Source organism: uncultured Erythrobacter sp. (assembly GCF_947502395.1).
Taxonomy (GTDB): domain Bacteria; phylum Pseudomonadota; class Alphaproteobacteria; order Sphingomonadales; family Sphingomonadaceae; genus Erythrobacter.
Window position 1 is genome coordinate 91,341 of sequence record NZ_CANMZM010000002.1, and the last position, 12,662, is coordinate 104,002.

Here is a 12,662-nt window from a genome sequence, read left to right on the forward strand (position 1 = left end):
AAAGTCCCCTAGCGGCTCAATAAGAGCAGGAAATAAACATGGTTGCAAGTGTGTTAACCTTAGCTTGCAGGCCAGCAACAATTTGTAAAACTTTGTGAATTTTCCAGGAATTGTATTGATTTGTATGAGCGGCGTTAATGCAACTCGAATTTACCTCCTTTCTGGTCGAGTCGTTTGGCCGGGAAAGCTTCCCGTGATGAAAACCTTGCGAAAAGTGGGATTCTGCGAATAATATGAAAAAATCTAGACGCGCATGATGGCTCGAATTCGACGCGCTCATATCAAAGCAAGCCATGTGTGTTGGTCGAGTGAGATGTTCAGCATATTGGCCTTGTTCACGTGGCGGGTGATCCGGGACTTGGCTCTGTGACAAGCGTCCGATTGGGGAGGGGCAATCTTGGCGGATGATCTCGACAAACGCTCGGAAGAGCTTGCCAGCAGGTTTTTGATGGCATTCCTCGTAGTCATTGTCCTCGCCTTGTTATCGGCGGGCATAATCCCGCAAACGCGAGCTCTTCATCCTCCTACCGTTGGTAATACTGGATCAATGGCCGTACGCGCTTTCGAAGATGTGGCTTCCTCGGACGGGGATCTCGCAGCAGGGGCAGATTTGCCAATCGACTTGAGCTCAGTCGCGGAGCGCGTCAGCAGTGATAGCAACGGCACTGCAATTGATTCGCCGTCCATTATCGCCTCCAACTCTCCCGAAACGATCTCGGACGCTTCGGTGCCGATTCAAGTATCTCAATCACCCCCGATTGGCATCCAATTCGATCTTGCCGATTTCAACTCAACATCTGCTTCGGTCCAAGGCGACCAGATCCAGGTCAAAAAAAGTCTCATGTCCAAGGGTGATAGGTTGGGAAGCATCACCGTTACGATCGATGAGTTCGCTCGAAACTATGCGACTCCAGGTGAGCTTCAGTCGCTTCCAGAAGTGTCAAAGTTGAGTAAAAGTCTTGGACAGCTAGAACCGGAAGCGTTGGTCTCTTTTTCCCGCTTGCGCGAGCTTGGAATTGACCTGCGCTATGACCCCATTGCGGATCATATCATTTTGGCGTCGTAGTCATTTTGCGAAATAGGTGGGCAGGCTTGTCTTTTCCCGCGAATGTTCGCCAAGATCTTATCTGGCGACTCAATAAGAGTTTGCTTCATTTTTGGGGTTCGCGTTGGCTCACTGATGACCGATTTCATCCCCAGACGTGGACGCTGGGTCTCTTAAGGCCAGCGCACAATTCCAGTCAGATTTCGGTCTTCTCAGCATGCGTCAAAGTGTCTTCAATCTCGACGCCCAGATAGCGCGCGGTGTTCTCGATTGTCGAGTGACCTAGCAAATCTGGATTCCACGAATGTTGCCAGCTGTTTTTCAGGTGATCGAAGCCTTGGTGCGAAGAAGCGAGTGTTTCCCGTATTCCTCAGGTCGCAAGCCGATTGCCACAACCCACTTGTCAACATGCCGTGCTTGTTGTCGTGTACTCAAGTGGCGGGTGTGATCAGCGCGACTGAGAAATACTAAGTCTTCGAAGTCACCACATCTGAGCTCCAGTCAAGCAAGCCGACTTACGCGAGCGTCAGTTGCAATCTCCAATTGGACGGGCCGATCTGTCTTGCGCTGCGTGACTGTGACTCGCGTCCTAATACCTAGACCATAGAACAGATCTCCGATTTTTCGCTCAACGAGATCGCAACCTCGCAGCTTGCAATCGAACGCTAGGTCGAAAAGGGCCCGGTCTATTGTGCGTTCCTCGCGATCAAGAAATAATCGGATCGCCCAGATCTGTTTCTGGTTGAATGGCCGCTTGGGGCCGATCATCGCACCAAAGTTCCAAGGCACTCGGTTCTGTGAAGCGGGGTCAAAGTGTGAATATGTCATTGCCATTCTCCTTGGCCGGAATGGCCGCAGAGAATGTCCGCTTTCAGCAACTAAAATCTCGAATGGCTACGTCTTGGATTGGGGTGCAAAGCGGTCATTCTGAGATGAATTGAGCGGCTTTCATAAGCGCCACGATCTTCAGCACTGCGCCCTCGAGCTCTTGCACACTCGCTGTATCCGGGTCGTCCCGCTCACCGCCCAAATTCAGTGCGACGACAGCAGCATCCTCCATGAGCATGCCAATCTCAGTGTATATCGCTTGAGACGTCCTTGGCCGACTGTCGTCCATGGCACCACGAAGCCATTGCGTGGCTCACAAGTCCATCGGCATCGTTCGACTATTCGGTCGGCGTAACGAGATCCACATGACTGACCTCAAGCGCCTGCGCGATCTCATAGATCGTCACAATCGTTGGATTGCGTTTCCCGCGCTCTAGATCGCTCAGATATTGCTGCGACAGGCCGCAAAGCTCTGACAACCCTTCTTGAGTCAGACCTCTATCCTTACGGATGCGAGCACAATTCTCGCCAACAAGTTTCCGCATATCCATCGCCAGAAACCATTGGCGAAGCACAGCAATCGTGTTTATCAACTATAGTATGTTGTGAGTGAGTTGAATGCAGGAGAATGTTCGTGAGTAGTTCAAACAAGAGGACCGCCGTGCTGGTATTCGGAGCAGTGTGGGGTGTCATCATAATCGGCGCCATCGGTAGCCAAGGAGGGTCGGTCGATCGCGGTTCCGATACAGCTTCGGAGTCCGCTCCGCTGCCTACCGATGAAGTGACTTGGAAGCTTGTTGCCGAGACTGTGATCAAAGAGCGGTTGCGGGACCCGGAATCTGCTGAGTTCTCGAATATGCAAGTCTACCCACCCACCAAGGATCGCTCGGCGATTATCTGCGGCTATGTGAATTCGCGGAACGGGTTTGGCGGCATGACGGGGCCGCAACGCTTTATCGCTGGCGGAACGGTTCTGATCGAGGAGCAAGTGACCGAAGAGCAAGTGCAAATCGCCTGGGATCAGTTTTGCCAATAGAAACTGTTCCATCATGGCACAACACGGGGCCCAGTGCGTCAGATGTAAAGTTAAAACATAGCTTTAGGCTTGAACACGCTCACATCCTCACCTAAATTCCAACCATCTCAGCGGCATCTTCGATCTTTCACGATCGGGATGGGTGACCGTTCAATGAGACCATGCATTTGTCGCACCGTGCGCGGGCTTCTGATGCGTTCAGAAACGGAGAACAGAAATGAACTTTAACTCTGAACGCAGGACAAATGTATGCAACTTCCAGACACACTTGAACGCAGGTCGGTCGCTGACCTAAAACAAGCCCAGCGCAATGCGCGCACCCATTCCAAGGCCCAGATCAAACAGATCGCTGACAGCATAGAGCGGTTTGGCTTTACCAACCCTGTTCTGGTGGACGCACAAGGCCGGCTGATTGCCGGTCATGGCCGCGTGGAGGCCGCCAAGCAGCTTGGCCTCGAAACAGTCCCTACCCTCTGCCTTGACCATCTGAGCGAAGAGCAGGTTCGAGCTTACGTCATTGCCGACAACAAGCTTGCCGAAAATGCAGGCTGGGATGACGAGCTGCTGGCGCTCGAGTTCCAATACCTCGACAGCCTCGACCTCGACTTCGATCTCACCATCACGGGCTTTGAGATGGCGGAGATCGACGCGATGCTGGTCCTTGATCCTGAAGCCGAGGAAGAGGCTATCCCGGAACCGTGCGACGAGCCATCGGTTACCCAACCTGGTGACCTGTGGCTGATCGGCAAGCATCGGCTCTACTGCGGTGATGCAACCAAGTCTGAAGCCTATGAGGCGCTGTTTGACGGCTCGAAGCCTGCGCAGATGGCCTTCACCGATCCGCCCTACAACGTGCCGATCTCGGGGCATGTCTGCGGCCTAGGCGCGGTCCAGCACCGCGAGTTTGAAATGGCCGCCGGTGAGATGACCAAGGAGCAGTTCGAAGCGTTCCTGAAATCAGTCTTCACGTACCTTGCAGCGAACTCAGTCGATGGTTCGATCCACTATATCTGCATGGATTGGCGCCATATGGCCGAGGTGCTCACGGCGGGCGAAACTGCTTATGACGAGCTCAAAAACCTGTGCGTCTGGGCCAAGACCAATGGCGGCATGGGTTCTCTCTACCGCTCGCAGCACGAGCTAGTCTTCGTGTTCAAACACGGCACCAAGCCACACATCAACAATGTGAAGCTCGGCAAGCATGGCCGCTACCGGACCAATGTCTGGGAATACGCTGGCATCAACAGTTTCGGTCAGAGCAGGGATGAGGACCTTGCAACGCATCCCACCGTCAAGCCGGTCAAACTGGTCGAGGACGCAATCCTCGATTGCTCGAAGCGCGGCGGGATCATCCTCGATGCCTTCGCTGGCAGCGGTACGTCCCTGATCGCCGCGCATCGGACTGGGCGTGTTGGATACGGGCTCGAACTCGATCCTGCCTATTGCGATGTGATCATCAAGAGGCTGCAGGCCGAGACCGGCCTCAAAGCCAAGCTCGCTGGCTCTGATGAGCGCATTGACACCCGAGCGCCTAGCCTTCCAGAACGGGAGATGGCCGATGTCTGATGACGACTATGAGATTGGGTACGGCAAGCCACCTAAGCACACTCGTTTCAAGAAAGGCCATTCGGGCAACCCTGCTGGGCGCCCTCGCGGCGCGAAAAACAAGAAGCCGCCGAAAGGCATTATGAAAACGATCGGTGAGCTCATGCGCAATGAAGCAGAGCGAACGGTCACAATCTCTGAAAATGGCGAGAGGATCGAGGTCCCTATTGCGCAGGTCATCTTGCGCAAAATGGCGGCAGATGCGGCCAAGGGCTCTGATCGCGCGAGGAAGGAGTTTTTGACCTTGGCACTGGCAACGCAAAAGCAGCAGATTCAGGAGCGTGCCTCGCTATTCGAAGCTGTCATCAATTACCGCCACAACGCCTGGCAAGAGCTCGAGCGATGCAAGATGCTGGACATAGATCCGCCTGAACTCGTTCCGCATCCCAGCAATGTTGATATCTGCATGCGGACAGGCGCGGTCACAATCACCGGGCCAATCGACGTTGGTGAGCAAAGGCAGCTCGAGAAATGGCAGGCTCGCAAGAGTGATTTCGAAGCTGAGCTGCGGGCACTCCACGATGAGCTGGAACTCGCAGAGGATGATACACTCAAGGCGCTCATTGAAGAGAACATCGCCGATGCGGAGAGCATTCTTAAGCTCGCCAGGGACGAGGTTCATGTACGCTCGACTGTGATGACGATGTCTGAGGGCTAGAGGGTTTTCGAATGCGGTTGGACGTTATCACTGGCATACCAGTGATAACGTCCAATTCGCTGACTTGACTTCGTTGCCGCCTCGAGCACCAATGGACATTGATTGATCGAGCCGGGCCGTCATGGCCCGGCCAATCCGCCCTCGGCCGCTGACGGTTCAGGGCTTGTCTCAGTGGGACGACGATGTCCCGCCAGAAACGGAGACGAGCCATGAGCAAGAAGACCAAATTGATCCAACTGATGAAGCGCAAAGGCGGCGTCAGCCTTGCCACCGCAGGCAAGAGCCTGGGATGGCAGCCGTACACCGTGCGCGCTGCCATCTCGCGTCTGCGAAAAGCGGGTCACACAATCGAGCTGACCGACACCGATAAGGGCAAACGCTATGTCCTTACCGCAGGCGAGGATGCATGAGCGATACCGCGCCGTACGAGCTCGATAGCCTCGAAGAACTCAACTACCAGCAGCTCCGCGTCAGATGCGAAAGAGCCGGCCTCGATACGCTACCACCGCGCCTTAGCCCTGAACTGATGCGGCATCTGCTTGCGGACACGATGCAGCGCAAACAGCATCCAAAGCTTCCCTCTGATAGCGCCATCCTACGGGCACTTGAGCGAAGCTTATGCTCTGACAGCTCTTCGCAGGCACCACTGGCTCAGTCTGGAACCGTCCTCACCCGCGACTGGAAAGGTAAGCGCCATACGGTCCGGGTCAGCGAGGATGGCTATAAATGGGAAGGTGAGACCTATCGTAGTCTCTCCAGGATCGCCCAGCTCATCACGGGCACGCGCTGGTCCGGACCCCGCTTCTTTGGGGTCCAGAGCTGATGGCGCGCATTCGATGCGCGATCTACACCCGCAAATCCACCGAAGAAGGGCTCGATCAAGACTTCAACAGCCTCGATGCTCAGCGAGAGGCCTGTGAGGCCTATATCAAGAGCCAGGCGCATGAAGGCTGGCGGCTCGACCCGACACGGTATGACGATGGCGGGTTCTCCGGCGGCAATATGGAACGCCCTGCCCTGCAGCGGCTGATGGAAGCGATCCGTGCACGCCAAGTCGATCGCATCATCGTCTACAAGATCGACCGGCTTACGCGCTCGCTCGCGGACTTTGCCAAACTGGTTGAAGACCTGGATGCAGTTGATGCTTCGTTCGTGTCGGTGACGCAGAGTTTCAGCACAGCGACCAGCATGGGTCGGCTCACCCTCAACATGCTGCTCTCTTTTGCGCAGTTCGAGCGGGAGGTCACCGCCGAGCGCATCCGAGACAAGATCGCCGCGTCCAAAGCCAAAGGTCTATGGATGGGAGGACGGATCCCAACCGGCTACGATGCCGATGGGCGAAAGCTTAAAGTCAACGAGGCTGAAGCGCAGACTATCCGTCGTTTGTTCCGGCTCTATCTTGAGTTGGGTCAGGTTCCAAAAGTGGTCGAGGAGGCCAAGCGCGAGGGGCTTCTGACCAAACGATATCAGGCTAAGACTGGTCGGATGCTGGGTGGTCGTCCATTCACGCGCGGGCTGATTTACAGGGTGCTCAACAATGCGATCTATATCGGCCGCATTCCGCACAAGGACACGAGCTATCCTGGCCAGCATCAGGCTATCATCGATCAGGCAGCTTGGGATCAGGTGCAGGCAAAGCTGGCCACTGCAAACCGCACCAAAGGCGGTCGCAACGTCCCGGGCGCGCTATCAGGGCGGCTGTTCGATGCTGACGGCATCGCCATGACGCGCCACACCGCCAATCCGCGCGGCAAGGTCTACACCTACTATCTAACGGGTGAAGCAAGCTCGCAAGATTGGCGGATCCGCGCGGCCGACATTGAAGGATGCTTGTTCTGGGCAGCGCGGCAGATGATCGCCCGGTTGAAGGCCGGCGATGTCGACGGCCTTACCAGCCCCTCGCAGATCAAGGGCTTCGAAGCGGAGAAGGCCGAGCTGCAAAAGCGCTCACGAGCAAAGACACTAGACCTCGTCGAAGCCATCTTTCTTCGTAAGGCCGATATCGAAGTCCGGCTTGCGCAAGCATCTGTTGAAGATGCTCTTGGGTGCGAATTGCAAAGCGCCACCTCGCTTCGATCACGCTTCGACATCGAACTGACCAAACGCAAGCACGAGCTGAAGCTTGTCTACGACGCGGCCATCACCCACCCCGACCTCACACTTCAGCAAGCCCTGCTCAAAGCGATCCATTGGAAAGCCCGTCTCACAGCGGGTGAGACCATGACCGATATCGCAAGGGCCGATGGGCTCAGCGTGCAAGTCACCACGCGCCGGATGCGCCTTGCGATGCTCTCGCCGACCATTCAGATGGCAATCGCGAAGGGCACTCAACCAGTATCGCTGACCTTGCAGAGGATTATCGAGAGCCACCTTCCTCTATACTGGAACGCCCAGGATTCCCTGCTTCTCGAACAGGGAAATTGAATTCCCTGTTCCACGAGCGAAATACCCTGATCTGCAGGGATAAATTCCCTGATATTCGAAATTGAATTCCCTGTTTTGAAACCCGGAAACCGGCGGATTCTATCGTGTTTGCAGGAGTTTAAGAGCGTATAGACCGAGGCAGGCGATGAAAATTTGCAAAATTCCCTGCTAATGGCGTCTCAGCACCCGCCTAATTTCGTTCTGAGACTTTCACGGGAAACCCCGCACTGAGACCGGAATTTGGCGTCTCCGCGGTGCTCAGAGCACGCGCAAGGCCCGCGGAGCGCGGGGCTTTGGGGCATTGATTTTGGAAATCCCAGCGAGGGCGTGACTGGGTGGCGGAGAGACAGGGATTCGAACCCTGGGTACTCGTGAGAGCACAACGGTTTTCGAGACCGCCCCGTTCGACCACTCCGGCATCTCTCCGCTTTCCTTGGCGTTGCAAGCTCGCTCGCAAGGGGCGTGTGGTATCGCCTTTGCAAGGAGGGCGCCGGTTACCTCACACCATCCGGCTTGCCAAGCCCCTGACGAGCACAAAGGTACAACAAAATGCGGGCATATCTGGGGCAGATTCAGCCAAACCGCTTGTTTTGCACGTGCGAAGAGCCATATTCTCGCTCCGATGGAACGTTCGCACTTCTTTTCGAGCCAAGCGGGCCGCACCATAAATGCCCCGCGACAGACCCGCAGCCGCTTTGGTATCGGCGAGGTCGTCCGCCACCGCCTGTTCGATTTTCGCGGCGTGGTCTTCGATATCGATCCCGTTTTTGCCAATAGCGAAGAATGGTATGAGGCGATCCCCGAGGACATGCGTCCGCCGCGCGATCAACCGTTCTATCACCTCCTCGCGGAGAATGAAGAATCGAGCTATGTCGCTTATGTAAGCCAGGGTAATCTGGTGAGCGACAGCCAGGGCGGCCCGGTGGATCATCCCACGGTTCCCCAGCTGTTCGAACAATTTGCGGACGGTCGTTACCGGATGCGGCGATCGCTAACGCATTAAACTTGGATGAGCGGGGGAGGTCAGCTCTTGAGCCTCCAGCCCGAACGCAACATCGCATACACCGCGAGCGCAATCGCAATATTGAGCGCACCAATGCCAATTGCGGCGATGACGACCGCGTTGTCAGGACCGATATCGCTCTCACCCAAGAAGCCGTAGCGAAAGCCTGAAATCACGTAGAAGAACGGGTTTGCCCGGCTTACAGCTTGGAACGCCGGCGCGAGGTTATCGATCACATAGAAAGTACCGGAAAGCAGCGACAGCGGAGCAACTATGAAATTGCTGACCGCAGCGTTGTGGTCAAACTTCTCCGCCCAGACCGAAGTTGCAAGGCCTATTAATCCCAGCATCACGCTGCCCATCAGGCCGAACCAGATGACCGCCCAGACATGCTGCACACCAAGCGAAACGCCAGGCCACAACAGCATGGCGATCGCAACCGCCCCGCCTACCATTATTGAGCGCGTCACAGCCGCTCCGACAATCGCTGCCATAAGCTCACCAGGCGAGAGCGGCGGCATCAGGTAGTCGATGATCGTTCCTTGTATCTTACCACCAAGCAATGAGAAGGAGGAATTGGCAAAAGCATTTTGCATCATTCCCATCATGATAAGGCCCGGCGCAACGAAACTCGCGAACTCCACGCCCAGCACTTCACGCCCACCTCGGCCCAATGCAACGGTGAAAATCACCAAAAAGAGCAAAGTTGTGACCGCAGGAGCCCAAATCGTCTGCGTCTGGACCTTGAGAAAGCGGCGGACCTCCTTCATATAGAGCGCCAAGAGCCCCACGCGATTGATTCCGGTGATCATCGGTTCGCCGCGCGGGGGAAACCGGGTGCTCCCGGCGGATTGTGTCTGTTGGGGAGCCGTTGCACCGTTTGGTGTGGCTGAAAGGTCTCTTTCCATGAAGCAAGCGCCTAAGGCCTCTGGCACAAAGTGACAAGCTGCCTATCTACAGGCAGCAGATAACGGACGGATGTCATATGAGTTGGACTGACGAGCGGATCGAAACGCTCAAAAAGATGTGGGAAGGCGGCTCTACCGCCAGCCAGATCGCTGAAGAATTGGGCGGGGTGAGCCGCAATGCCGTGATCGGCAAAGCGCACCGTCTTGGCCTCAAATCGCGCCCATCCCCCGTCAAATCGGGCGACAAGAAGAAGAAGGCTGCAAAAAAGCCTGCGGCAAAGGCGGCGCCAGCGAAGAAAGCGGCACCAGCGGCGGCCAAGCCAGTCGCCAAGCCTGCACCTGCTGCATCCACAGCACAATCGGCGCAGCCAAACGCCCCGGTCAACAGCCAGCCTGTTCCCAATCCGACGCCCAATCTGCCCAAGATCGTCTCGGTCGGCCCAGGCGGCTTCCTCCGCCAGGGACCCGGCGATCAACAAGCGCCGATTCCACCCGCTCCGCCGCGTCGCCTCGTTCCGGCCAAGCCTGACCCCTCGATCAAGGATAAGACCAGCCTGTTGGACCTTTCGGATAAGGTCTGCCGCTGGCCTGTTGGTCACCCGGGTGAGCCCGACTTCCACTTCTGTGGCAAACCTGTGAATCCAGGCTTTCCTTATTGCGTCGAACATTGTGGGCGCGCTTATCAGGCACAGTTGCCAAGAGGTGCGCGCAGACCCCCGCCGCCACTGCCATTTGGCGGGCCCAGAGTACGTTAAAGGCGGGTTTGCTAGTTTCCTATTCCACGAGGCTCGGTTGCTCAAATAGCTGCCGGGCCTTTTGATTTGAGCGACATCACATAGTACGAGTTTAGACATGGCCCTTACTCTTCATGAAGCTTTCGTTCCTAATGCCATCCAGATTCTTGGCGGGATGCGCGGGATAATCGACAAGGCCGAAGCGCATTGCCGAGAGCACGATCTTCCCGATAGCGAACTGATTGAAGCTACGTTGCATGAGGATATGTGGTCTTTGCCCTGGCACGTGCGTGCGTGCTGGGTGCATTCTGGCTTTGCGATCAATCTCTACAAGACGGGCGCCTTCTCGCCCGACTTCACCGAGATTCCTGGCGATTGGGACGCAATGCGCGCGATGGTGGATGATGCGTTGGCAAAGCTTAAGGCGGTTACGCCGGAATTTCTCGAAGACATCTCGGACAAGACCATCGGTTTTGAACTTGGTGGAAAGCGCGTGCTTGAGATGACGGGACAAAACTTCCTGCTCGGCTTCAATCAGCATCACTTCTTCTTCCACGCGACCACTTTTTACGACATTCTGCGTCACAAAGGCGTTGCTCTCGGCAAGCGCGATTTCACCGGGATTCCCCGTGTGATCGGGGCGTAAGTAGGAGCTCATTTTGACAAAATTCTCACACCTTACCGCAGGGCTTGCGGCCCTGACGCTTGCTTCATTTCCATCCACCGCTCTTGCGCAGCTGCCAGAACCTGTGCGCGCTATGATTGACGCAGCGATTGCCACCGGTGACGAGGCGAAAGTGCGCACCGTCATCGACATTGCGCGCACCACCAACCCGGATGATGGCGCACAGCTCGACCAATTACTCGCCGGGTTTGAGATCCAGCTTGCCGCGAACCAGGCCGAAGAGGCCGCCGCCATGGAAGCGGAGATCCGGTCCGCTGGCATTCTCGAGAACTGGACCGGTCAAGGCGAACTTGGCGCATTCATGTCGTCGGGCAATGCCGATAACACCGGGATCAGCGCAAGCCTTGCCCTTAGCAAGGACGGCATCAACTGGCGGCACAAACTTGCTGGGCGCGCGGATTATCAGCGCAGTGAAGGGGTAACCACCCGCGAGCAATATTTCGCCTCTTACGAGCTCAACTATAAGATCACCGACCGGCTCTTCGCTTATGCTCTGGGACAATATGAACGTGACAGTTTCCAAGGTTTTTCTGCGCGTTATTCGGGTTCGGGCGGGCTTGGTTATGATGTGCTCACCGATGGCCCGACCCTCTCCGTCAAGGCTGGACCCGCGTGGCGGCGCACCGAATTGGTCGGAGGCGGCACGACCAGCAATATTGCAGGGCTGGCAGCAGCGGATTTTGACTGGGCAATCTCGGACAATCTCACCTTCACCCAGGATGCGACCGCATTGGTGCAAAGCGGGTCGAGCACCTTTGTGTCTGATACCGGGCTCCAGGCCTCCATCTCGGACGCTGTTTCAGTGCGTCTCTCCTACACAGTTGAACACGACACCGATCCACCCGCCGGAGCGGTCGAGACCGATACGCTGAGCCGCATCACAGTGATCTACGGCTTCTAGATAAGGGAGCAGAAGGTCACCCTCCCTTTGTCCTCCCAAACCAAATCACATGATGCGCGCCCTTATTGTTGGGCCGCGAGCGCACAGTGCGTTCTTCAACATCAAGCCGCGCCTCTTGCATACGGCGACGGAACCCATGATCGGGCGCTGCTGACCAAACGGATACGATGCCGCCCGGCTTTAAAGCATCGCGCGCTTTGCCAAGGCCGGTGCGCGAGTAGATGCGGTTGTTGTCGGCGCGAACCATCCCATCGGGGCCATTGTCGACGTCAAGCAGGATCGCATCGAACTTGGCACAAGTCCCATCATTGGCATCGTCAATCAGCGCCGCCACATCGCAGATTTTTAGGTCGAGGCGCGGGTCCTCAAGACAGTCTCCCGTCAACTCCGCCATAGGCCCCTGCGCCCATTCGATGATCTTGTCGCTGATTTCTGCCACCACGACTTCGGCGCTCGCGGGAAGCCGCGCGAGCGCTGCACGAAGCGTGAAGCCCATGCCATAACCACCGATCAAGATACGTGGGCATTTCGTCTCCAGCCGGTCGAGCGTCATTTCCGCCAATTGCTCTTCAGAAAAGCGCATGCGTGTGCTCATCAACTCATTGCGCCCCAGCACGATCATAAAGTCGCGCCCGTGGCTAAACAGTTCGAGCAGCTCTCCCTCGTCAATCTGGGCTGTGTCTAAAAGCTCGCGTTTGAGCATTACCATCGCATCCTTCGTGGTTTTGGGCGTCTCTTTGCTAATCAATGACTTGGAAAAAATTTTGAGACACTTGAGACACTGTCCAAAGGCAAGAAACCTTTGGGTGCTGAAACTGGGCTTCGGGAGGAGATT

General features: G+C 56.2%; 15 protein-coding genes, 1 tRNA gene and 1 pseudogene. 11 read left to right on the forward strand and 6 right to left on the reverse strand.

The features are described 5' to 3' along the window. Nucleotides 1-397 precede the first annotated feature (397 nt). Nucleotides 398-1,066 carry a hypothetical protein gene (locus Q0778_RS06585; protein ID WP_298309140.1) on the forward strand — a complete coding sequence of 223 codons (669 nt, stop codon included), beginning with the start codon at nucleotides 398-400 and terminating at the stop codon, nucleotides 1,064-1,066. 175 nt (nucleotides 1,067-1,241) lie between these two features. Here Q0778_RS06585 and Q0778_RS06590 read toward each other — a convergent pair. The 3 genes and pseudogenes from Q0778_RS06590 to Q0778_RS06600 form a co-directional block, all read right to left on the reverse strand. Next, nucleotides 1,242-1,813: pseudogene (locus tag Q0778_RS06590) on the reverse strand (tyrosine-type recombinase/integrase). A 154-nt stretch (nucleotides 1,814-1,967) separates the two neighbouring features. Further along, on the reverse strand, nucleotides 1,968-2,162 hold the full coding sequence (locus tag Q0778_RS06595) for a hypothetical protein (protein WP_298309137.1): 195 nt from the start codon (nucleotides 2,160-2,162) through the stop codon (nucleotides 1,968-1,970). 49 nt (nucleotides 2,163-2,211) lie between these two features. Next, on the reverse strand, nucleotides 2,212-2,424 hold the full coding sequence (locus Q0778_RS06600; protein ID WP_298309134.1) for a helix-turn-helix transcriptional regulator: 213 nt from the start codon (nucleotides 2,422-2,424) through the stop codon (nucleotides 2,212-2,214). 83 nt (nucleotides 2,425-2,507) lie between these two features. Here Q0778_RS06600 and Q0778_RS06605 point away from each other — a divergent pair, with 83 nt between their 5' ends. The 6 genes from Q0778_RS06605 to Q0778_RS06630 all read left to right on the forward strand — a co-directional run bounded on the left by Q0778_RS06605 (nucleotide 2,508) and on the right by Q0778_RS06630 (nucleotide 7,596). Further along, a complete protein-coding gene (locus Q0778_RS06605; protein ID WP_298309131.1) occupies nucleotides 2,508-2,909 on the forward strand; it encodes a hypothetical protein in 402 nt (133 codons plus the stop codon). 249 nt (nucleotides 2,910-3,158) lie between these two features. Next, nucleotides 3,159-4,475, forward strand: coding sequence for a DNA methyltransferase (locus Q0778_RS06610; protein ID WP_298309129.1), 1,317 nt, complete (start codon nucleotides 3,159-3,161; stop codon nucleotides 4,473-4,475). Further along, nucleotides 4,468-5,172, forward strand: a complete 705-nt coding sequence (locus Q0778_RS06615; RefSeq protein ID WP_298334996.1) for a DUF5681 domain-containing protein — start codon at nucleotides 4,468-4,470, stop codon at nucleotides 5,170-5,172. Before Q0778_RS06610 ends, Q0778_RS06615 begins: the two co-directional genes overlap by 8 nt. A gap of 209 nt (nucleotides 5,173-5,381) precedes the next feature. After that, nucleotides 5,382-5,582, forward strand: a complete 201-nt coding sequence (locus Q0778_RS06620) for a DUF3489 domain-containing protein (protein WP_298309121.1) — start codon at nucleotides 5,382-5,384, stop codon at nucleotides 5,580-5,582. Further along, nucleotides 5,579-5,995 (forward strand): DUF2924 domain-containing protein, encoded by a 417-nt coding sequence (locus Q0778_RS06625; protein WP_298309117.1) that lies wholly within the window; start codon nucleotides 5,579-5,581, stop codon nucleotides 5,993-5,995. Before Q0778_RS06620 ends, Q0778_RS06625 begins: the two co-directional genes overlap by 4 nt. Further along, a complete protein-coding gene (locus Q0778_RS06630) occupies nucleotides 5,995-7,596 on the forward strand; it encodes a recombinase family protein (RefSeq protein WP_298309114.1) in 1,602 nt (533 codons plus the stop codon). The genes Q0778_RS06625 and Q0778_RS06630 overlap by 1 nt, the downstream gene beginning before the upstream one ends. A gap of 336 nt (nucleotides 7,597-7,932) precedes the next feature. Here the strand turns inward: Q0778_RS06630 and Q0778_RS06635 are convergent. After that, a tRNA-Ser gene (locus Q0778_RS06635) sits at nucleotides 7,933-8,022 on the reverse strand. A gap of 196 nt (nucleotides 8,023-8,218) precedes the next feature. On the opposite strand from Q0778_RS06635, the gene hspQ reads away from it, so the two are divergent. After that, the gene (hspQ, locus tag Q0778_RS06640) at nucleotides 8,219-8,599 is read left to right on the forward strand and encodes a heat shock protein HspQ (RefSeq protein ID WP_298308554.1); all 381 of its coding nucleotides are present in this window, start codon (nucleotides 8,219-8,221) and stop codon (nucleotides 8,597-8,599) included. A 20-nt stretch (nucleotides 8,600-8,619) separates the two neighbouring features. Here hspQ and Q0778_RS06645 read toward each other — a convergent pair whose 3' ends face one another. After that, nucleotides 8,620-9,411, reverse strand: a complete 792-nt coding sequence (locus tag Q0778_RS06645) for an ABC transporter permease (RefSeq protein WP_298309281.1) — start codon at nucleotides 9,409-9,411, stop codon at nucleotides 8,620-8,622. Nucleotides 9,412-9,584: 173 nt separating this feature from the next. Between Q0778_RS06645 and Q0778_RS06650 the strand changes: the two genes are divergently transcribed. The 3 genes from Q0778_RS06650 (at nucleotide 9,585) to Q0778_RS06660 (ending at nucleotide 11,827) form a co-directional block, all read left to right on the forward strand. Continuing rightward, nucleotides 9,585-10,262 (forward strand): GcrA family cell cycle regulator, encoded by a 678-nt coding sequence (locus tag Q0778_RS06650; protein WP_298334998.1) that lies wholly within the window; start codon nucleotides 9,585-9,587, stop codon nucleotides 10,260-10,262. Between the two features lie 97 nt (nucleotides 10,263-10,359). Then, nucleotides 10,360-10,887, forward strand: a complete 528-nt coding sequence (locus tag Q0778_RS06655; protein WP_298308547.1) for a DUF1993 family protein — start codon at nucleotides 10,360-10,362, stop codon at nucleotides 10,885-10,887. Nucleotides 10,888-10,900: 13 nt separating this feature from the next. Next, nucleotides 10,901-11,827 carry a DUF481 domain-containing protein gene (locus Q0778_RS06660; RefSeq protein ID WP_298335000.1) on the forward strand — a complete coding sequence of 309 codons (927 nt, stop codon included), beginning with the start codon at nucleotides 10,901-10,903 and terminating at the stop codon, nucleotides 11,825-11,827. A 16-nt stretch (nucleotides 11,828-11,843) separates the two neighbouring features. Here Q0778_RS06660 and Q0778_RS06665 read toward each other — a convergent pair whose 3' ends face one another. Next, entirely contained in the window at nucleotides 11,844-12,530 is a 687-nt protein-coding gene (locus Q0778_RS06665; RefSeq protein WP_298335002.1) for a spermidine synthase, read from the reverse strand. Between the last annotated feature and the right edge of the window lie 132 nt (nucleotides 12,531-12,662).

Coding starts and splice junctions, on each gene's coding strand:
- Q0778_RS06665 (WP_298335002.1), bottom strand. CDS start 12,530: ATGCTCAAACGCGAGCTTTTAGACACAGCCCAGATTGACGAGGGAGAG.
- Q0778_RS06625 (WP_298309117.1), top strand. CDS start 5,579: ATGAGCGATACCGCGCCGTACGAGCTCGATAGCCTCGAAGAACTCAAC.
- Q0778_RS06600 (WP_298309134.1), bottom strand. CDS start 2,424: ATGGATATGCGGAAACTTGTTGGCGAGAATTGTGCTCGCATCCGTAAG.
- Q0778_RS06595 (WP_298309137.1), bottom strand. CDS start 2,162: ATGGACGACAGTCGGCCAAGGACGTCTCAAGCGATATACACTGAGATT.
- Q0778_RS06630 (WP_298309114.1), top strand. CDS start 5,995: ATGGCGCGCATTCGATGCGCGATCTACACCCGCAAATCCACCGAAGAA.
- Q0778_RS06615 (WP_298334996.1), top strand. CDS start 4,468: ATGTCTGATGACGACTATGAGATTGGGTACGGCAAGCCACCTAAGCAC.
- hspQ (WP_298308554.1), top strand. CDS start 8,219: ATGGAACGTTCGCACTTCTTTTCGAGCCAAGCGGGCCGCACCATAAAT.
- Q0778_RS06610 (WP_298309129.1), top strand. CDS start 3,159: ATGCAACTTCCAGACACACTTGAACGCAGGTCGGTCGCTGACCTAAAA.
- Q0778_RS06650 (WP_298334998.1), top strand. CDS start 9,585: ATGAGTTGGACTGACGAGCGGATCGAAACGCTCAAAAAGATGTGGGAA.
- Q0778_RS06645 (WP_298309281.1), bottom strand. CDS start 9,411: ATGATCACCGGAATCAATCGCGTGGGGCTCTTGGCGCTCTATATGAAG.
- Q0778_RS06655 (WP_298308547.1), top strand. CDS start 10,360: ATGGCCCTTACTCTTCATGAAGCTTTCGTTCCTAATGCCATCCAGATT.
- Q0778_RS06620 (WP_298309121.1), top strand. CDS start 5,382: ATGAGCAAGAAGACCAAATTGATCCAACTGATGAAGCGCAAAGGCGGC.